The 18,715-nt window shown below is 69.2% G+C and carries 21 protein-coding genes and 1 pseudogene; 7 read left to right on the top strand and 15 right to left on the bottom strand.

Annotation, left to right across the window (positions count from 1 at the left end; all coding sequences use genetic code 11):
* Positions 1–111 precede the first annotated feature (111 nt).
* From FCI23_RS48115 to FCI23_RS48090, 6 genes are all read right to left on the bottom strand, one after another.
* On the bottom strand, positions 112–879 hold the full coding sequence (locus tag FCI23_RS48115) for a glycosyltransferase family 2 protein (RefSeq protein ID WP_136730331.1): 768 nt from the start codon (positions 877–879) through the stop codon (positions 112–114).
* 512 nt (positions 880–1,391) lie between these two features.
* Complete coding sequence (locus tag FCI23_RS48110) at positions 1,392–2,300, bottom strand: ornithine cyclodeaminase family protein (RefSeq protein ID WP_169317322.1); 909 nt, start codon at positions 2,298–2,300, stop codon at positions 1,392–1,394.
* A 10-nt stretch (positions 2,301–2,310) separates the two neighbouring features.
* Positions 2,311–3,351, bottom strand: a complete 1,041-nt coding sequence (locus tag FCI23_RS48105) for a dipeptidase (RefSeq protein WP_136730329.1) — start codon at positions 3,349–3,351, stop codon at positions 2,311–2,313.
* Positions 3,348–4,553: an NAD(P)/FAD-dependent oxidoreductase gene (locus tag FCI23_RS48100; RefSeq protein WP_136730328.1), complete on the bottom strand. Its 1,206-nt coding sequence runs from the start codon at positions 4,551–4,553 to the stop codon at positions 3,348–3,350. Before FCI23_RS48100 ends, FCI23_RS48105 begins: the two co-directional genes overlap by 4 nt.
* On the bottom strand, positions 4,543–5,820 hold the full coding sequence (locus FCI23_RS48095; protein ID WP_136730327.1) for a serine hydrolase: 1,278 nt from the start codon (positions 5,818–5,820) through the stop codon (positions 4,543–4,545). Before FCI23_RS48095 ends, FCI23_RS48100 begins: the two co-directional genes overlap by 11 nt.
* Positions 5,817–7,250, bottom strand: a complete 1,434-nt coding sequence (locus FCI23_RS48090; RefSeq protein WP_136730326.1) for an MFS transporter — start codon at positions 7,248–7,250, stop codon at positions 5,817–5,819. The genes FCI23_RS48095 and FCI23_RS48090 overlap by 4 nt, the downstream gene beginning before the upstream one ends.
* A 95-nt stretch (positions 7,251–7,345) precedes the next feature.
* Here FCI23_RS48090 and FCI23_RS48085 point away from each other — a divergent pair, with 95 nt between their 5' ends.
* Positions 7,346–7,963, top strand: a complete 618-nt coding sequence (locus tag FCI23_RS48085; protein ID WP_136730325.1) for a TetR/AcrR family transcriptional regulator — start codon at positions 7,346–7,348, stop codon at positions 7,961–7,963.
* A gap of 86 nt (positions 7,964–8,049) precedes the next feature.
* On the top strand, positions 8,050–8,589 hold the full coding sequence (locus tag FCI23_RS48080; RefSeq protein WP_456318880.1) for an IS1634 family transposase: 540 nt from the start codon (positions 8,050–8,052) through the stop codon (positions 8,587–8,589).
* Between the two features lie 100 nt (positions 8,590–8,689).
* On the opposite strand, the gene FCI23_RS48075 is transcribed toward FCI23_RS48080, so the two are convergent.
* Genes FCI23_RS48075 through FCI23_RS63405 form a run of 4 tightly spaced genes read right to left on the bottom strand, consistent with a single transcriptional unit; the run spans position 8,690 to position 11,066 of the window.
* Entirely contained in the window at positions 8,690–9,319 is a 630-nt protein-coding gene (locus FCI23_RS48075) for a hypothetical protein (protein WP_136730324.1), read from the bottom strand.
* A 49-nt stretch (positions 9,320–9,368) separates the two neighbouring features.
* The gene (locus tag FCI23_RS48070) at positions 9,369–10,469 is read right to left on the bottom strand and encodes a WXG100 family type VII secretion target (protein WP_136730323.1); all 1,101 of its coding nucleotides are present in this window, start codon (positions 10,467–10,469) and stop codon (positions 9,369–9,371) included.
* Positions 10,470–10,471: 2 nt separating this feature from the next.
* A complete protein-coding gene (locus FCI23_RS48065) occupies positions 10,472–10,786 on the bottom strand; it encodes a type VII secretion target (protein ID WP_211265800.1) in 315 nt (104 codons plus the stop codon).
* Positions 10,787–10,817: 31 nt separating this feature from the next.
* Positions 10,818–11,066, bottom strand: coding sequence for a hypothetical protein (locus FCI23_RS63405; RefSeq protein ID WP_322974024.1), 249 nt, complete (start codon positions 11,064–11,066; stop codon positions 10,818–10,820).
* Positions 11,067–11,077: 11 nt separating this feature from the next.
* Here FCI23_RS63405 and FCI23_RS63400 point away from each other — a divergent pair, with 11 nt between their 5' ends.
* On the top strand, positions 11,078–11,245 hold the full coding sequence (locus tag FCI23_RS63400; protein WP_322974023.1) for a hypothetical protein: 168 nt from the start codon (positions 11,078–11,080) through the stop codon (positions 11,243–11,245).
* On the opposite strand, the gene FCI23_RS48055 is transcribed toward FCI23_RS63400, so the two are convergent.
* Positions 11,238–12,479, bottom strand: a complete 1,242-nt coding sequence (locus FCI23_RS48055; protein WP_136730322.1) for a DUF6880 family protein — start codon at positions 12,477–12,479, stop codon at positions 11,238–11,240. The two genes, FCI23_RS63400 and FCI23_RS48055, sit on opposite strands and share 8 nt — an antisense overlap.
* A gap of 43 nt (positions 12,480–12,522) precedes the next feature.
* On the opposite strand from FCI23_RS48055, the gene FCI23_RS48050 reads away from it, so the two are divergent.
* Positions 12,523–13,659: a hypothetical protein gene (locus tag FCI23_RS48050; protein ID WP_136730321.1), complete on the top strand. Its 1,137-nt coding sequence runs from the start codon at positions 12,523–12,525 to the stop codon at positions 13,657–13,659.
* Between the two features lie 100 nt (positions 13,660–13,759).
* Here FCI23_RS48050 and FCI23_RS57535 read toward each other — a convergent pair whose 3' ends face one another.
* Both FCI23_RS57535 and FCI23_RS48045 read right to left on the bottom strand, forming a co-directional pair.
* The gene (locus FCI23_RS57535) at positions 13,760–13,978 is read right to left on the bottom strand and encodes a hypothetical protein (protein WP_169317320.1); all 219 of its coding nucleotides are present in this window, start codon (positions 13,976–13,978) and stop codon (positions 13,760–13,762) included.
* Positions 13,979–14,060: 82 nt separating this feature from the next.
* Positions 14,061–14,294, bottom strand: a pseudogene (locus FCI23_RS48045) (FBP domain-containing protein); the annotation flags it as partial.
* 71 nt (positions 14,295–14,365) lie between these two features.
* On the opposite strand from FCI23_RS48045, the gene FCI23_RS48040 reads away from it, so the two are divergent.
* From FCI23_RS48040 to FCI23_RS48030, 3 genes are all read left to right on the top strand, one after another.
* Complete coding sequence (locus FCI23_RS48040) at positions 14,366–14,935, top strand: TetR/AcrR family transcriptional regulator (protein WP_136730320.1); 570 nt, start codon at positions 14,366–14,368, stop codon at positions 14,933–14,935.
* Between the two features lie 92 nt (positions 14,936–15,027).
* Positions 15,028–16,206 (top strand): GDSL-type esterase/lipase family protein, encoded by a 1,179-nt coding sequence (locus FCI23_RS48035; RefSeq protein WP_136730319.1) that lies wholly within the window; start codon positions 15,028–15,030, stop codon positions 16,204–16,206.
* A gap of 457 nt (positions 16,207–16,663) precedes the next feature.
* On the top strand, positions 16,664–17,584 hold the full coding sequence (locus FCI23_RS48030) for an aminoglycoside phosphotransferase family protein (protein WP_136730318.1): 921 nt from the start codon (positions 16,664–16,666) through the stop codon (positions 17,582–17,584).
* Between the two features lie 72 nt (positions 17,585–17,656).
* Here FCI23_RS48030 and FCI23_RS61445 read toward each other — a convergent pair whose 3' ends face one another.
* Positions 17,657–18,490, bottom strand: coding sequence for a hypothetical protein (locus FCI23_RS61445; RefSeq protein ID WP_246144752.1), 834 nt, complete (start codon positions 18,488–18,490; stop codon positions 17,657–17,659).
* Positions 18,490–18,636 carry a hypothetical protein gene (locus FCI23_RS57530; protein WP_169317321.1) on the bottom strand — a complete coding sequence of 49 codons (147 nt, stop codon included), beginning with the start codon at positions 18,634–18,636 and terminating at the stop codon, positions 18,490–18,492. The genes FCI23_RS61445 and FCI23_RS57530 overlap by 1 nt, the downstream gene beginning before the upstream one ends.
* Positions 18,637–18,715: the final 79 nt, after the last annotated feature.

Below are 18,715 nucleotides of genomic sequence, written 5' to 3'. Positions count from 1 at the left end.
CAGCCGGCACGTCGCGACTGTTCACCAACTCCCGCAACTCAGCGGTCTGTTCCACAGAGAGCTCCATGCCAGAACCAACGAGCCCCATCGATCAAAGTAACGACTGCAGGATCACGAGACACTAGTGTCTCGTGATTCTGTTTGTATTACTTGGCGTTGTTGTTGTTCACCGTCGAGCAGGAGCTGGTAGTCCTCGCGCATGTGCCAGCCGATACCCGGGTCGAGGCGCGTGTTGGCGGCGAACGCGGATCCCGCGTTGGCGACCTTGCGGGTGAACTGCGCCAGCCCGCGGTCGGGCACGTGCAGGATCCTCAGCGGCCGCCCGGCAGCAAGTCCGCCCAGGGCGCCGGTCGCGCTGTGGTTGCCGACGCCGACCGTCACCCCGGGATCGCCTCGGTGGCACACCTTGTTCCCGATCCGCGCGCCCCTCCCCGACAGCGACAGGGTGTCGCGCAGGACGTGCGTCGACGGCCACGGGCCGCTGCGAGCGGGATCGGCCACCAGGTTGTCGCGGACCATCTCCACGGTGCCGCATCGGCTGTCGATGGCGGCCAGCGCGTCCGAGATCGCAGTCCGGTCTAGGCCGGTCGCCGCGCCGGGCCAGAGGAACTCGTCGGCATCACCGTTGATCACCCAGTCGGCGCCGTGCGACTCCGCGGCGCGCCGGGCCATCGTCGTGACCCACCGGCTCTGCTCGTAGTCGTGGCTCGGCTCGTGCCGCAGCTCCAGCACCCCGGCGTCGCGGTAGCGTTCCAGGATCTCCGTGGTGCCCTCGACGGACCCGTTGTCCGTCGCCACTACGAAATCCACTCCCGCGGCGAGGTGGTGCTCCACCGTGGCCGCGACGATGTTGGCCTCGTCGCGCACCAGCAACGTCATCACGATCCGCACTCGCCAACCCCCAGTCGCGTCGAACCGGCACCAGCATACAAAGGCGGGATGGGATGACGGGTTCCGTCCAGACCTGCGGCCACGGAGCCGAGATCGGGAGCGTCAAATTCAGTCGCCGTGGTCTACAACAGTCGCGACTCGGACTACGGGGACGAGGTGGGAGGGCACTGGGCGATCTCCGGTGGTCCGGGTCCGTCTCGAACTGCGGGTCGGCCTAGTCGTCGTCCGGGACGCGACGGGGTACTGCCCGAAGTACGAGCAGAACCTCGACGGCAGCGACGCCGGCCCCGCACGGGCGACTGTTGTCACAGACCGACCGCAACGGCCACACCATCAACTACCGCACTCCGCTTGGGTGGGGGTTCGGTTGGGTCGCGAAGTCGTTCCTCCGTCAGGCAGGCTATGGACTTTCGCTGTCATCGTCGAAGGTGCTCAAGTGTGGGTTGGAGGGTGATTCCGATCGACGCAGTGCGACCGGCGCGTTGTGGGGCAGGGGCGAGCTATTCCTGTGCGGCCCTCCAATGTGTGAGCGCTGCTTTGGCGATGGCTAGGTCTTCCCAGGCCATGCCCACGGATCTGAAGACGCGTTGCCGGTCGGGTTGCACCGGGGTTTGTCCGGTCACGATCTCGTTGAGGGGCAGGGGTTTGGTGATGTCGCCGGAGGCAAGTGCGTCGGCGATGTCGGCGGCTTCGCGAGTGGCGGTGGTGACTTCTTCGACGATGACCTGTGCGCCACGGAGGGTGTGGCTGTCGAGTTCGCGGGCGTCGGGTGTGTGTGAACCCATCGCGACGACGGTCGCGTGCCGCGAAAGGTGTCGGCCGTCGAACAAAGGCGTGGTAGCGCTGGTGCAGCAGGTGACGACATCGACTTGGGGGAGGTCGTCCGGTCCGGCGACATCGATCTCGTGGTCGTCGGCGAATGCGCGAGTCCGTTGGGGGGTCCGGCCGCTGACGGCGACGGACTGGAAGTGTCGGACGGTGCGGAGGGCTTCCAGGTGTGCTGCTGCTTGCGGTCCGGTGCCGTAGATCAGCAACCGGGAGATGTCCTGGGGGGCGAGGGCGTCGACCGCGAGCGCGGACAGGGCGGCCGTGCGTCGCAGTGTGAGTGCGGGGCCATCGATCGCGAGGATGGGGTGCAAGGTGTCGGCGTCGTAGAGCAGGTAGGTGCCGGTGATCCGGGGTAGGCCTTTCGCCGGGTTGCCCGGCGCGACCCCGGCGATCTTGACGCCGAACAGATTTCGGTCCGCCGCGGGCATGATGAGGACATGTCCACCAGGGGCTTCGGCGGTGGTTCGGACTGGTGCTGTGACGGCGGGTGGCCCGTCCTGGAGGGTGTTTCGGAGCGCGGTGATCGCTTGCGGGAACGGGAGCAGCCTGTTCAGGAGGTCAGCATCGAGGTAGGGCAGCATTGTTGTCCGTTCAGTGGTGCGTGGCGCCGAGGAACCGGGCCAGATTGGCGCCGGCGATCCTGCGGACATCGTTCTCGTGATGTCCGGCAGTGAGCAGCGCCTCGCTGACGAGTGGAAGCCCCGATGGTCCTTCGAGCCCGGGGATGAGAAGTTCGGTGTTGGTGCCCTCGATAATCAGTGGTCGGTCGCAGGGCGGGACCTTCTCCGCGAACAGGTCGGCAACGAAGTCGGCACCGATTCCGACCTTGGTGGGGCCGGCAAGCTCGGTGACTCGTTCGATGTGTGCGACGACGTGGTCGAGGGTCGGGGCTTCGGTGGTGAGGTAGCCGGCGTAGAGGTTCACGCAGATGAGCCCGCCCGTGGCGGCGATGCCACGTATGTGGGCGTCGGAAAGGTTGCGGTGGTGATCGTGAACGCTGCGGGAACAGGAGTGGGTCGCGATGACAGGCTGGGTCGCCAGTTCGAGCACGTGGTCGACTCCGGTGGCGCCGAGGTGTGAGACGTCGATCGCCACCCCGAGGGATTCCAGCAGTGCGAGTGCTTCGACGCCGGCGCGGGTCAGGCGACCACCGGTGGAGTCTTCGCCGGATCCGTCGGCCAGCGCGGTCCGGCCGAAATGGGTGAAGGACACGATGCGAACGCCGAGGCGGGCGAAGGTCTGCAGGAGCTCGACGTCGGTGTCGATCTGCGGGCATCCCTCCAGCGCCAGGACCAGCGCGATCCGGCCGGACCCGATGGTCGCATCGATCTCGGCGCCGGTGCGGCACAGCGCGACCAGATCCGGATTGCCTTCGGCTATTCGGTGTGCGGCTTCGACCATCCGAAGGCTTTCGCGCAGCGCGCCCTCGGGCCTGAACTCGTGGTCGATGAAGACTGGCAGGACCTGCAGGTCCACCCCGCCCGCGCGCAGCTGCGGATACCAGACGTCGCGGAAGTAGGTCGCCCAGCGCTGCGGTGGCCGGCGGGCGACGAGCATGAGCAGGTCGTTGTGGGCGTCGGCGACCAGCGTGTCCGCGTGGAACCGCTGGCCTGCAGTGATCGAAGGTGTCATCGCGGGACCTCCGCTGCTCGGGCCCCGGGCCCGAGCAGCAGGGCGACTGCGGCCGCGGTCGCCGGGGCGAGGGTCATTCCGAGGGTGCCGTGCCCGCTGGCCGTGATGAGGTTGCGGCCGGTCCTGACCACTCGCGGCAGCCCATCGGGGGTCATCGGCCGGGCAGCACGGGTGACGGTGCCCTCGGGCAGGTCGCGCAGGGCGGGGACGAGCCGCTCGGCGGCCTGCCGGATCGCTGCGGTGGCCGCGTGGTCATGGCGGTGTGCCGGGGTGCCGCCGATCCGCATGCCGCCAGTGATCCGGATCCGGCCGGCGAGGGGGTTGAACACGACGTGGTCGTCGAGCCCGATCAGCGGCGCGCCGATCGGCGGCTCCGTGGCGGGCACGTCGATGCTCCAGCCCCAGCCGGGCTGGATGCCCCTTCCCCCCGGTCGTCCGGCACCGGTGGCCAGGACGTAGGTGGTGGCGCTGAACTCGCCGAGGTCGGTCCGGACAGCGGTGATCTCGCCGTGTCGGCGGACCAGGCTGGTGACGCGTGCCCGATGGACGATGACGCCGCGGAGCTTGGCGGCGACCAGTGCCGCGTGTGTCGCGGCGGCCGGATCCAGCGAGGCGTCACCGGGAAAGAACACGGCACCGGCCAGGTCCGAACCGAGTTCCGGCTCCCGTATCCGCAGCTCGGCCCGGGTGAGGACCTCGTGGTCGATACCCTCCTTCGCCAGCGCGCGGGTCAAGGCGAGCTTCCGTCGGAGAACGGCCGGGCGGCGGGTCACCTGAAGCCACCCGTTGCCGGCCACGCCAAGGTCAAGGCCGGTCTCGGCGGCGAGCTTGGCGTATTCGCCCGCGGCGGCGCGTGCCGGGCCGACCAGCCGCGCAGCCACGCGGCCTGCACGGCCCGGGCGGGCCGCGGCCGCGAACCGGGCCAGCCACCCCAGGACTGTCGGAGACAGCGAGCCGATCGTGAGCGAAGCGTCTCCGCCGGTCATTCCGCGCAGGCCCTCCCACAGTGTCGAGGGGTCGGCCATCGGCCGGGTGAAGCTGGGAACGAGCAGGCCGGCGTTGCCGATCGAGGCACCGCGGCCAGGGGCAGGATCCAGGAGCAGGACCCCGAGTCCTCGCCCGGCGAGCTCCCGGGCAATCAGCGTGCCGATGATGCCCGCACCGACCACGACGACGTCGGTGCGGGGGTGCTCAGCTGACACGACGCAGCATCCGGAGCGCGGTGTGTAGGCTGCCGGCCTGGCCGTGGGCGAAGTCCATGAAGCTCACCTCGGTCTCTAGATCGCCGAAATCGGCCCAGAAGGAGTCACCTTCGTGGTGGTGCAGGTCGGTCTCCCGGCCAGTGAGGGGGCTGGTGATCCGTAGCCGGCCGTCCGGGGTGGCGCGCACCGTGACGCCGAACGCGGGTGAGGCGTATTCGCCGACGAATCGGTCCACGTCGCTGGCACCCGGACCGGGCGGGAGCACGGGCCGGTGATGTCCGAGGGTCTCGCGCAGGACGTCCTCCCCGAAGGCCCAGCCCTTCGGGAAGTTGGTCAGCACGGCCAGCGCGACACCTCGGTCGGGCTCGGCGTGGATGAACGCGCTCGTCCCGCCGATGTGCTGGACCGACCGGGAGGGCCCCGCGACGGGAAGGGCCCAGCCGAGCCCCCAACCTCGGAAATGCAGCGGTGCGCCGGGCAGGGGGGCCTGCAATTGGACCATCTCGTCACGCACCCCCCTGGGCAGCAGTTCCTGCCCGTTCTCCGTGCGGCCTGTCGCGCAGGCGAGCACGAGTCGTGCCGTGTCCGTGGCGGTCGCGTGCAGGGTGGCGCCTGCTGGCCCGAAGAGCGGGCTGACTGGCGGCCAGAGGTCGCCGGGCACCAGCGTGCCGTCGTCGAGGACATGCCCGGTGGCCGCGCCGACGGGTGTCGTGAAGACGGCGGAGGCGATCCCGGCCGGACGCAGGATCGCCCGCTGTGCTGCCTCCACCCAGCTGAGGCCGGTGAGCTTCTCGATGAGCCGGCCGAGTACCACGTACCCGGTGTTGCTGTAGGAGAAGACCTCCCCGGGCGCCGCTGTGGCGGCCCCGCGGGAGGTGCCGAGCAGCTCGGTCAGCGAGGCGGAGCCGTCCCAGGCGTCGGCCAGTCCCGAGGTATGGGACAGCAGCATGCGCGCCGTGATCGCGGCGCCGTGGGCGCCGAGCGCGTGAAGCTCCGGTACGAGATCGGCCACGGGGGCGTCGAGGGCGAGCTTGCCCTCCGCCACCAGCTGGCAGGCCACGGTGGCTACGACGATCTTGGTCACCGATCCGAGGGGGAACAGTGTGTCCGGGCCGACCGGAGGCCCGCTACCCACCCGCTCCACGCCGATCGTGGCGCAGCGCGTCGTGCCGTCGATCAGGCACACCGATGCGCCGGCCACGGTGTGGCCCAAGGCGGCTCGTTCGAGAACGGCGTCGAGGGCGGTGAGGCCGGGACGGGTCGTCATGCCGGCTCTCCGATCGTGGTGGTGGGGGAGGTTGTGACGCGGGACAGGCGGGCGGGCAGTGCGATGCTGAGCAGCGCCGCCGCCAGACTGACCGTCGCGGCGAGCAGGAAGGCCGACCGGAAGCCGGACCAGGCGGGCAACTCCGCGTCAGGAGCGGTGGACTGTGCCAGCAGGACGGCACCCAGCTGGGCGCCGAGCGCGCCGCCGACGCTCTTGGCCACGAACGCGAGTCCGCTGACGCTGGCCGTCCGGTCTTCGGGCACCGTCGCGACCACGATGTTCATCGCCCCCGTCAGCCCGAAGCCGACGGTCAGGCCCGCCAACGCTGTGGAGACGAGGATCAGCCAGGGCCGGCCGGGGGCCGCGAGGAGCACCAGTGCGGCGGCGACCATCGCCACGGTCCCGGTGAGCATCACGCCTCGGGTGCCGATCGCCCGCTCGAGCCGGCCGGTGAGCGGGGCGACGGCCGTACCGACGATGCCCAGCGGCACGAGGTAGAGACCGCTCGACAGGGCCGAGCCGCCGAGCCCGTAACCGGTCGTCGTCGGCAGCTCCACCAGCATCGGCACCAGGACGAAGACGGCGAAGGTCCCGAAACCGACCACGAACGCCACGGCACAGGTCAGCAGCACCGCACGCGTGCCCAGCAGGCGCAGGTCCACCATGGGCTCACTGGTGCGCAGCTCCACGGCGGCGAACACACCCAGGACCGCCACGCCGACCACGAGCAGGCTCACAACCAGCGGCGATCCCCAGCCCGCCTTGGATGAGCGCGATATCCCGATCAGCAGCAGCGCGAGTCCCAAGGCCAGCAGGACGCCCCCGGCCAAGTCGATCCGGCCACGCCGGGTCGGCGGACAGGACGGGACGACGACCCACGCCACCACGAACGCCGCGACGATCACCACGAAGGGGATCCAGTACAGCCACGTGTAGGGCAGGACCTCGAGGATCGGGCCCGCGACCACGAGCCCGACCGCGGTGCTCGACGCCGCCGTCCCCACGATCAGCCCGTTGCCCGCGGCGATGCGCCGGGCGGGCTGGGTGTCGCGGATGATGCCCACCGAGAGCGGGACCAGGCTCAGCCCCACGCCCTGCAGGACCTGCCCGGCGGTCAGCAGGGCGACGTTCGTGGCGACTGCGGCGAGCAGGGTGCCGAGGGCGACGACCGCGAGCACGCCCAGCAGGACGGCCCGCTTGTCGCGAACGTCGGCCAGGCGTCCCACCAGCGGGGTCGAGACCGCCCCGGCCAGCAGCAACCCGGTGAACACCCAGGCGATCGCCGGTGTCGAGGCACCCACCGCCTTCTGGATCGCGGGCAGGGCCGGCGACAGCATCGTCTCCAGCGTCGAGTAGGCGAACAACGCCGCGGTGACGACGCACAGCGTCGCCGCGGTGGCCGTGCGGCCTGGGGAAGAGGTGGTTGTCATCGGAAGCCTCCGATTGAGGAGAAGGCGGGCAGCTGTGACCGCTCATATACGAGCCGTACTTCAAATACGGTCCGTATTTGTGGTATGAAGAGTATATGAACGCGCCGAGTCGTCAAGCCCCCGAATCGAGCCGGGAGCGGAGGCGTCGCGAGACACGGGCCGCGCTGCTGCAGTCGGCGTACGAGACGTTCTGCGCCGCGGGCTACGCCGCCGCGTCACTGGAAGCCATCGCCGCGGACGCGGGATTCACCAAAGGCGCCCTGTACGGCAACTTCAGCAGCAAGGAGGACCTGTTCCTCGTACTGGCCGAGGAGCGGGCCGAGTCCATGCCTGGCGAGTGGCAGCACATCGAGCCGGAGGGCCTGGGGCGAGACAAGGTGGGCTGGGCCATCGGCTCCTGGCTCGCCGACGCCATCCGCCAGCGGCGTGGCTGGTTCCTGGCGAGCGCCGAGTTCTCCCTCATCGCAGCACGCGACCCGGAGCTGGCCGCACGCCGACTAGCCGCCCTGCGCCGTACCCATCGCGAACTCGGCGAGGTGCTCCTTCGTTTCCGCAGGCCCGCGACGGCGGATCCCACAGCGCTCGGCGTCCTCGCGATGGCGCTGATCGACGGCGTCATCATCAACGCGGCGCTCGATCCGGACCTCGATGTCGCGTCAGTTGTCGCGACTGGTCTGCAACGCATGCTGCCCGACGGCCCCGGCGAGTCCTGACGCCAGGCCAGCCTGTGGGACTCTGTCGCCCGATCCGCGGTGAGGGCCGATTCGATCAGCCTCACCAGCACGTTCACCGTTAGCCGCTGATCGGTTTCGGCAGGTCGGCCGAATCGGGCGACAGAGTCCCACAGGGTGAGAAGCCGTCCGACTTCCGGTTGGCCTTCCGCACCAACCAGGGGGCACGCACCCGCCTGGAGCGGCGACTGTTCGGCAAGCGGATCCTGTTCACCAACCGCACCGCCTGGAGTACCGCCGAGGTCGTGGCCGCCTACCGCTCGCAAGCCGGAGTCGAATCGGGCTTCCGCCAGTTGAAGGATCCCCACGTCGTCTCCTTCAGCCCGCTGCACCAGTGGACCGACCAGAAGATCCGGGTCCACGTCTTCTATTGCGTCCTGGCCCTGGCGGTCGCGCACCTCATGCGCCGACAAGCCGAGCAAGCCCAACTGCCCCTGTCCGTACGGGAACTCCTGGACCAGCTCGCCGGAATCGAAGAGACCGTCCTGCTCTACCACGACGGCGGCAAGGGCCGTCCGCGAGCCCAGCGCATGCTCACCGACATGAACGCGACACAGCGCACCCTGGCCGACCTCTTCGACATCCAACGCTATGCACCAACCCGCTGACCAGGAACGATTCAGACTTGGGTAATACAGCGGGAGTCAGCTAAACCGGCCCTGAGCAGCGGAAACGTCCACGCGTCCCGAGCTAGCCGCCAAAGTCGGGCTAGCCCCTGGTCCCTTCCGGCCAGTGCCATGCCTGTTCAGGGAATGCGGCGATGATGGCCACCAGGGTCTCCGCGACGGAGTGGATCTCTTCGTACGTCCTGCGCCCGAACGTCCACCCGATGATGCGGTCTCCGTCGGTACGCCAGCCGATCAGGGCCTCGCGGGTGAGCCGCTCGGTCTCGGGCGTGTCGACGAGGGCGGCGAAGCCGGGATCCGTCGAGCAGCGTCGCACCCCGCCGGCGCCACTGTTCGGCAGCTCTGTGGAAGGCCCGGCGGTTCGGGGGATCGCGGGGAGCTTCCAGTTCCCCGTGTGCCCGTTCAACCGACCGCAGGTGAAGGCTGTCGCGGGCAGGACGCGGGGCAGGGTGAGCACGGCCACGGAGAACTTCCATGCGACTTGTGCCTGATTGCTGCCCCCGGAGCGCTTCCAGGCATTGAGGTGAAACAGGCTCACCTCCCGGCCATGGAGGCTGCCCTGGAGCAGGTCGTGGATCCCGTTGCCCTGCGGCCCCAGACTGAACGGGTAGCCGCCCCGATCGAACGTGGCCAGGTAGTCCGGGGCCTTGTCCCGGTAGGTCCAGGCCGGGTCGTCCCGGAAACGTTTGATGCTCTTGCGGACCTCGAACACGGTCGTTTTCTCCCCGAAGAGGACGGCGCGGGACGCGGGACGGACGGGATCAGTTCTCCAGGTCGCTCTCGATGGCGTTGCCGGCACCGTAGATGACTCCGTCGATGGCGATCCGCTGCCCGGGGTGGAACACCGGATCCGGGGCGTCCGCCCGGTGCTTGCCCTCGCCGGGCTCATAGATCCTTTCACCGGCGTGGTTCGCACCGCCGGCAGCGGCCCCGGTCAGACCGCTGGTCAATATGTCCGGAAGGACGTCGGAGCCGTGCTTGCCACCCTGCAGGATGTCCACACCGTCAGCGGCCGCCTGCCCACCCGCGCTGCTCACTGCACCCATGGCGAGGCCGCCGGTGAGGCTCGTGCCGTCGAGCGCTGCGGCGATCTTCGTCCCCGGCGCCCACGCCTCCCCAGCGGCGTGCGCCCCGGAACTGGCCGCCCAGCCGGTCACTTTCGCCGCGAGTGTTTCGCTGGCGGACGTGATCCCGGTACCGACTCCCGCAGCCACGGCGGCGTCCTGTAGATCCTGCCCCCAGGTGATCTTCTGCCCGGTGGCGACCTGGCCGGAGACGTTGCCGAGGAAGTTCGCGTCGAGGTTCTTGCCGAACTCGACGCCGAACTTGAGCAGCTTGCTGTCCTCCATTGCCGTCTTGATCCTCTCCATCACCTCGGCAACCCGGATCAGGAGCTGCCCGAGCCGAGTGACCTCGCCCGCCGCCCCGGCGACCTCTGCCTCGGCCGCGCCCGCCGCGACGACGTCGGAGAAGCCCGCGGTCAGCACCGACAGGCCGATGCCGATCAGCGCCGTTGCGGCGATCTCCTCCACCACGTGCTGAACCTCCGCATTGGCCTTTGCGATGGCGTCGGCGGCGGTGTCCAACTGCTGGGCGACGGTGGCAAAGTGCGGCAGCGCTTCCTCCACCTGGTTCCTGGTGTGCGACCAGCGCGCGTGGAAGGCGTCGGCGGCGGCACCGGTCCAGTTGTCGCCGAGCCGGGCAACCTCCTGGTCCTGGGCCTCGATCGTGCTCTTCAGGTCCTGGGCCATGTCCCGCCAGGCCTGGGCGCAGGCTCGCAAGACGGAGGGGTCCCCGCCGGGGTTGAACAAGTTGAAGCTCTTGTCGATCTGCGGCTGCTGTTGCTGCTGCTGGCCGGTCATGGTCACTTCTCTCCGAACTGCTGTGCCGGCGCGGAGTCGGTGGCCTGGTAGGCGGTGACGGTGTGGTGGAGGCCCTCGGCGTAGTTCTGCAGGGTGGTGCGTAGCTGCCGCAGGGCGGTGACGGTGTTCCGGGTCATCTCCACGTACGTGGAGAGGGCCTGCGTGGATTCGGACATCACCCCGAAGGCGTCGTTGACGTTCTCCGCCCGCATGGCGAATGCGCTGATGCGGCCGTCCAGGTGGTCGCCGGAGGCGGTGAAGTCGTTTCCCAGCGCATTGACCGGCCCAGGATGGATCGAAAAATGCTCATGCGCCATACCTGTCCCCTGTGACTGACGGTGTCTGCCTTCAATGCCCACGTATCGTAGGCAGAACGGTGTCGCGGGTTGTCACGGTGGCCATCGATTTCACCGATCCTTGACGCAATCCCGAAACGTCGAGGCCCCTCAGGTGCGGCAGGCTCGCAATCTCGCCGCCGAGCTGGGCATACGAATCGACTCGCTGCGCTTCCTGATCCGCGATCGGGGATGCGAAGTACACCGACTCCCTCGACGCGGTCTTCGCGGCCGACAGCATCAAGGTCGTGAACCGCGACACAGGCTCCCTGGATGAACGCCAACTGCGAACGGGTCATCGCAACTCTCCGCCGTGAGGTCCTCGACCACTTGTTGATCTGGAACGAGACCAACGCCCGGCACATCCTCGACGCCTACGTCCACTGCGCTGCGCGGCCAGAGAATCTCGCGGGAGTGTGGTCGGTGAGGGCGGTCAGCTGAGGCCGGCCTGGTCCAGTCGGGCGAGAAAGCTGGTCTTGCGCTGGTGCTGGTCGCGCAGGGCGGTCAGGTACGCGGTGAACTCCGTCTCGGTGCCCAGCTCGCGGTGGATGGTGCGGAGCGACTTGAGGTGCCGGACGGCGTACTGGTAGCGGTACTTGTTCCCGGTCTCGGCCAGGTAGAGGTCGATCAGGTGCCGGTACGGGGTGATCGTGTCGGCGGGATGGGTACCGCGGCGTTGCTCGAGGAGTTCCTGGAGCGTGTACTTCGACAGGGCGTCGAGACGGCCGGCGGCGGTCTGCCAGGCTTCCTCCGGCCGGTCGGCCGCGCGCAGGCAGCTGATCAGCTCATGGATGTAGGCGGGGTTGTCGGGGACGCGGGTGCGGAGCAGGTCCAGGGCCCAGGTGACGATGTCGGGGCTGTCCAGTTCGGCGGCCGTCTTCGCGAGTGGTTGGAAAGCGGCGAAGACCGCGGTGCGTGCGAAGGCGTCCCGGCGTACGGCGAGCGCCTCCTCGCGCTGACCGTCCGAGATGAGGAGATCGACGAGTTCGTCGTGCAATTCCGGCAGGTGGGGGTTCCCTTGGTGGGTGGCGACGCCTCGGCGGGCCCAGTCTGTGGCCTCTTCGGGCCGGTCGGCGGCGCGCAGCGCGCGGGCGATCTTCAGGTACTGGTCGGGGCCGGTCAAAGACCGAGCGAGGACAGCGATGTAGCGGTCGGTGTCGCCGGAAACCTCGGCGAGCTGTTCGTGGAGGTGGCGGACGCCGTACACGCTTCGTCGGCTGTCCTTGAGGTCCGTCGCCGCAGCGCGCTGCTCGACCAGGTCCGCCAGGTGCGCCTGTCCGACCTCGCCGAGCGCGGCGGCGAAGTCGGACAGGTGGATGTCGGGCCAGCCGGGACCGTCGAAGACGGACTTGGCGATCCAGTTCGCCAGTGTCTTCGGATTCTTGGGCGGGGCTGCGGTCAGGGCTCGCGCGTACATGCCGGTCAGCTCGCGCAGCGCGTCCCCGGCTGTTCCGGAAGAGTCGTCCAGGTACATGAGGGCGGTCGTGATCCGGTCGACTGCTTTGCGCAGCTCAGGGGCCGCCTGAGCGGCGTTCCCCGCGTCGAGCAGACGCCCGGCCTCCTGCTGCACGGTCCATGCCGCCTGTACGTACTCCCGGTGGCCTGCGTACGGTCCGCGGCGTTTGTCCCGCCGCAGTTCGTCCACCAGCTCGCCCAGCGTGTGCTTCTCGCTCATCCGTCCATCCCAGCACACGAGAGAGCGGGTAGGCTGCCGGGCCGTGAGCGAGTACCAGTACTACGAGTTCCTGGCCGTCGACCGCCCGCTGACCGAGGAGGAGCTCAGGCAGGTGCGGGCGCTGTCCACCCGGGCTGACATCACGCCTACCCGCTTCGTCAACGAGTACCACTGGGGCGACTTCCGCGGCGATACGACAAAGCTGGTCGAGCGGCTCTACGACGCCCACCTCTACTACGCGAACTGGGGCAGTCGACGACTCGTCCTGCGCCTGCCCGGCACCGTGCTTCCGGCCAAGAGGGCCGCACCGTACGCCAAGGAGGAGTCGCTCAGCGTCTGGACCCGCTCCGGGCACACCCTGCTGGACTTCTCACTGTCGTCGGACGACGGCGGGGAGTGGGACTTCGAAACGTCGTACGAGCTCTCGGCGTTCGTGGGGCTGCGCGCTGAGCTTCTGGCGGGCGACCTGCGGCCGCTGTACCTGTCCTGGCTCGCAGGAGTCGCCGCCTGGGAGTTGGCGGACGACGACGAGGAGGAGTACGCCTGCGAAGTCGAGCCGCCCGTCCCCCCGGGCCTGGCCGCGCTCACCGGCCCCCAGCAGGCCTTGGCCGACTTCCTGAACGTGGATGCGGACCTGTTGGCGGCCGCCGCCGAGACCAGCGCACCCGCGGCCTTCATCGCCGCGCTCCCGGCCACCGAGAAGGACGCCCTGCTGCTGAAGGCCGTGCTCGGAACCGCACCACAGCCCGGCCCCCCGCTCCTGGCCCGCTACCGGGCCACCGCACCCGGCCACGGTTCCGGAGCCCAGCTCCGCACCGCCGCCCAGCTCCTGGACGCGGCCTACCGTCGCCGCACCGAGCACCGCCAACGGGAGAACGAGGCCCGGGCCGCGGCCGAGGAGGCCCGGGCGCGCGCCGCTGCCGAGGCCCGTGAGGCACATCTGGACCAGCTCGCCCGGAACACCGGCAAGGCGTGGCGTGACATTGAGGGCCTGATCGCGCAGAAGAAACCAGCCGCCTACGACAGTGCCATCGCCCTCCTCAAGGACCTCCGCGACATCCACGCCCGCACCGGCGGCACCACCGACTTCGACCGCCGAGCCGGGGAACTGCGTGCCGCTCATCGGGGCAAACCAGCGCTGATGCGCCGATTCGACACCATGGGCATTCCGAATCCCTGACCAGGGCCGTACGTCAGCTTCCTGCCGGTACGACTCGGGCCGATGTTCCGCCAGCGCACAGGGCGAGGGCCGATGGCACCGCCCAGCCGGACCCTCATTGCTACGCCAGATAGACTTCCCCATCGGGCCAGCCGGCGTTGGCGAATGGTTGCGATCCCCCCTCGGACACGTACCTTTCACCAACGGTGAAATCTGGATGCGGGTCGGGAGCAATCCCGACCCGCATTTTGCGTTGGCCATGATCGTAGGTCATCCGCAGACCGAGGGCCCGGTAGAGCCGGGCCTTGGTGGTCGGGTCGGCGGTGCGCAGGGCGTCCACGGTGTCGCCGGTGCGTGGACGCGGGCGGCGATCTTGTCACGGGTGAGCTGGCGCCGTTGGGCGGTGCGGGCGCGGGTCTGAGCCGCGTCTGCCAGGAGGCGGGGCTCGGGCCGCGCAGGGCGAGCGCCACCGGGCGGCCGTCCAGCTCGGTGGCGAGGTAGGTCCGGCCGGGGGCCTGGGGGTCCCGCCAGCCGAGGAAGTCCAGGTCGTCCCAGGGCCGCTCGGCCAGGTCGCGGGGGACGCACAGGCGCTTCGCCTCGCCCTTGGTGCAGTTCGCGAGCGCGGTACGGATCTCTTGCTCGGTCAGTGGTTTCATGAGCGGCAGGCTAATTTGCCTAAAGCTGTTAGGCAAATACATAATGGTTGTCGCTGAATAGGAGGAAGGCCATGGTTCGAGCAGGGCTAACCCCGGAGCGCCTGACCCGGGCGGGAGCGGAACTGGCCGACGAGGTCGGCTTCGACCAGGTGACCGTCTCGGCGCTCGCCCGGCGGTTCGACGTCAAGGTCGCGAGTCTGTACTCGCACCTGAAGAACTCCCAGGACCTCAAGACCAGGATCGCCCTGTTCGCGCTGGAGGAACTCGCCGACCGGGTCGCCGCCGCCCTGGCCGGACGTGCCGGCAAGGACGCCCTGGCCGCCTTTGCGGATGCCTACCGCGACTACGCCCGGGAGCATCCCGGTCGCTACGCCGCCGCCCGTCTCAGGCTCGACCCCGAGACGGCGGCCGCCAGCGCCGGGGTGCGGCACGCACAGATGACGCGGGCGATCCTGCGCGGCTACGACCTGACGGAGCCGGACCAGACGCACGCGGTCCGGATGCTGGGCAGCGTCTTCCACGGCTACGTCAGCCTGGAGATGGCCGGAGGCTTCAGCCACACCGCCATCGACTCGCAGGAATCCTGGGCCTGGATCTTGGATTCCCTCGACGCTCTGCTGCGAAACCGGACCACGCCTTGACCAGCAGGGGGCCGCGCCGCCGGAGGCGGTCCGCCGCGCCGCGCACCGGCACACCTGAACAATCCGGAGATCTTGATCAACAGGCTGGGACAATGAACACTGAGCACGACTGGATCACCACACCTGTCACCGCGGACATCCTGCGCGGTTTCCTCGACGTGGAACCGACCGCGCACGGCCTGCTGCCGCATCGGCTGCCCGCTCGGGCTCGTCGGCAGATCCCTGACAACCAACTGGCCGTAGCCGAGGCCCAGCCCTCCGGCGTGCGGTTGGCCTTCCGCACCCGGGCCACCACCATCGAACTGGATACGCTGCCTACCAAGCGGGTCTACCGAGGTTTTCCGGCCCCGGCGGACGGCGTGTACGACCTGCTGGTTGATGGCCGACTCGCTGCCCAGGCCACGGTGACCGGCGGTAACGTCCGCACGATTATCGACATGGTCACCCAGTCCGCCGAACTGCGTGAGGGGCCCGCCGGGACCGCCCGGTTCACCGATCTACCGGCGCGTGACAAGGACGTCGAGATCTGGCTTCCGCATACGGAGATCACCGAGCTGATCGCCCTGCGCACCGATGCCCCGGTCGAGCCGCCACCGGACAACGGGCGCAGGGTGTGGCTGCACCACGGCAGTTCCATCAGTCACGGCTCGAACGCCTCCCACCCGACCGCTATCTGGCCGGCCCTGGCAGCAGCCCAGGGCGGAGTGGAGCTGGTCAACCTGGGGTTCGGCGGCAGCGCGCTGCTCGACCCGTTCACCGCCCGTGCGATGCGGGACACCCCCGCGGACCTGATCAGCCTCAAGATCGGCATCAATGTCGTCAACACCGACGCGATGCGCCTGCGCGCCTTCACCCCCGCGGCCCACGGCTTCCTCGACACCATCCGCGAGGGGCATCCGACCACGCCGCTGCTGGTCGTGTCCCCCATCCTGTGTCCGGTCCAGGAGGACACTCCCGGCCCCCTCGCGCCCGACTTCGACGGCGGGACCTTGCGGTTCAAGGCCACGGGCGATCCAGCCGAACGCGCCGCCGGGCGCCTGACGCTCAACGTCATCCGCGACGAACTCGCCCGGGTCGTCGAACAGCGGGCGGCTGACGACCCGAACCTGCACTACCTCGACGGCCGTGACCTTTACGGCGAGACGGACTACGCCGAATTCCCGCTGCCCGACGAGGTCCACCCCGATCCCGCAGGGCACCGCCGCATCGGCGAGAACTTCGCGCGGCTCGTGTTCGGCGATGGCGGCCTCTTCGCTACCAAGACCGGCTGACCAAATCGCGGTCACGCAGACCGCGATCGCTACGTAGCCTCGCTGATGCTGGGGGGGTCTCGCCTGCGCGGCCGATGCGGGCGCCGGGTTCCAAGCGCAGGCACATGAGGCTGGCTGCGGTGGTGGCGAGTGGCGCGACGAGGGTGCCGGTGCTGTCGAGACCGTCCAGCAGGGTGCCGCCGGGGGCGGTGACGGCCTTGGTACTGGTGTGCTCTCGGATTCAACTGTCGCCGGTTCACCGAGGAACCCAGCCTGTTGGTGACCGTTTGTACTCGCCAGCGGCGTATCGGCTCCACGCCGGTCCTGATGTCCTAACTCAGACACCAGCCGCGAAGTAGGCCCGCAGGTAGCGTGGCGTCCTTTTGCTCTGGAGAGGCCCGCTGACGGAACGGGCGTGGCGGCGGGCATTCCGGAGAGCGAGTGTCCGCTCCGCCTGTCTCACGTACTGTGGCTTCGCATGACCGACCCCGAGATCACTGCAGAGCTGGTGCACGCTCTTGTCAAGGACCAGCATCCGGACCTTGCAGGGCTGGCCATCCGCGAAGTGGCGGGTGGCTGGGGCAACCAGATGTGGCGCCTTGGGGATGAGTTGGCCGTGCGCATGCCGCGCACGGAAGGTGCCCCGGATCTCCTGCGCAAGGAGTGCCGATGGCTGCCTGTCCTGGCCCCGCGTCTTCCGCTCCCGGTTCCGACGCCTGTGCGGATCGGTGAACCGTCCGCGCGCTTCCCGAGGCCCTGGAGCATCATGACGTGGGTTCGCGGCGAGCCACTGGACTACGCCTCGATCAGTCGCGGCGACCACGCGGCCGACACTCTGGCGGGCTTCCTCAGGGCGCTCCATGTGGAGGCGCCCGCTGAGGCGCCGGCCAGTTCGGACCGCGGCGATCACCCGAAGAAGTGCACGGGCGGCTTCGAGAAGTTCTTGCAAGCCATTGCCCCCGGCGGTTTTTCCGCCGACGTCCGGGCCGTCTGGGACGTCTGGGACGATGCTGTTGCGGCTCCCGAGTGGGAGGGCCCGCCGGTATGGCTGCACGGTGACCTCCACCCCGCGAATGTCGTCGTCTCGGACGGGACGCTTTCGGGCGTGATCGATTTCGATGCCATGTTCGCCGGCGATCCGGCGTGGGACCTCGCGGCCGCGTGGGTGCTGCTTCCCGCGGGCGCGGGCTCACGGTTCTTCAAGGTGTACGCGCACGCGGACGAGGCGACGATCCGACGCGCCCGAGGGTTGGCTGCTATGAAAAGCCTCTTCCTTATCCTTATGGGCCAGAACGGGGAGCGGGGCCTTCCTGGCGGCAAGCCGACTTGGGGACCCGCAGGCCGGGCGGCGCTCGACCGTGTTCTGACATCCAACGTGCGCTGGCCCTCTCCCGCATAGGCCCCGCTCCCATCTCGGAGCGAGACGGACCATTTCAGGGCATTTTGCGGCTGGTGTCTGAGCTGGCCCACCCTATTCAACTGTCGTGGTTCGCCGCGGAATCCAGCCTGTTGGTCGTGTGTGACCGCCAGCGGCGTACCGGCTCCATGTCCCGCCGACCTCTCTGATGAGGCGGCTGGTGGTCTTGTCGTGGTAGCCGAGAGCGTCCGCGACGACGGGGCCGGGCAGTTCGAGGAGCTGCTGGCGGATTGCGGCGCCGCGGGCAGCGGCGGCCGGAACCCCGACTACGTTCAGGAGCGCGGACAGGTGGTCGGGGCGGGCTGGCTGTCCTGCCCAGCGGCCGGGGAAGAGCCAGGGGGATGCCGGGTTGGTGGCGGTGTTCATGTTGTCGCGGTTGTCGATGTACTCCAGCAGCAGGGCAGCGACCGGCGCGGGAACGGGTGAGGCTGGCTCCCCGAGCCGTAGCAGCACGGTGTCGCCGTCGCTGCCGGGGAGCCGGCCGTTGTGCCGGGCATAGGCCGCTGCCAGGGCCCGCTCCCACTCACGCGGGGTGTGGCTCATCAGCGAGCCGCGAAGCTCCGGGTGGTCCTCCACCGTCTTGGCCAGCCAGCTGAGCAGCGACTGCACGACTCCCACCGGGACGCGGCCGCCGAGCTCGACGATGCGCCAGCAGCACCAGGCCATCTCGCGGTCCATGGGATCGGGCAGCACGAAGCAGCGGAGCCGGAAGCCGCGCTGGTGCTTGCCCAGGGTGAAGGCCGCGAGGTCGGCGGGTTCCAGACGGTCCGAGGCCAGATCGACCGTTGGGAACCGCTGCGGGACGGCGGCCCACACGGCCTGGAGTGCCTCTGCCTGGAAGCAGCCGGAGGTGTCGCGCATGTTCTCCAACAGGAGCTTGGTGCCCATCAGCACGGACCGATCTGTGCGGCGTCCGTCGTTGCGCGCCAGCCGGCGGTCAGCGCCTTCCAGTCGGCCACGGCTCGCAGTTCGGCGTCCTCGGTGACGTGTAATGGTGACGTCGGGTATCGGAACTGTCCGAATGCCTTGGTCACAGCGGTGAAATGGGAGTGCGTCCCGGTGGGGATCCCGGCAGGATGCGATCATGGTTGCCCCCTTGGACGTCCCGCGCTT

Source organism: Actinacidiphila oryziradicis (assembly GCF_005047355.1).
Classification (GTDB): domain Bacteria; phylum Actinomycetota; class Actinomycetes; order Streptomycetales; family Streptomycetaceae; genus Actinacidiphila; species Actinacidiphila oryziradicis.
The sequence above is the reverse complement of the archived record's forward strand: the minus strand, read 5'-3'. Positions and strand labels throughout refer to the sequence as shown.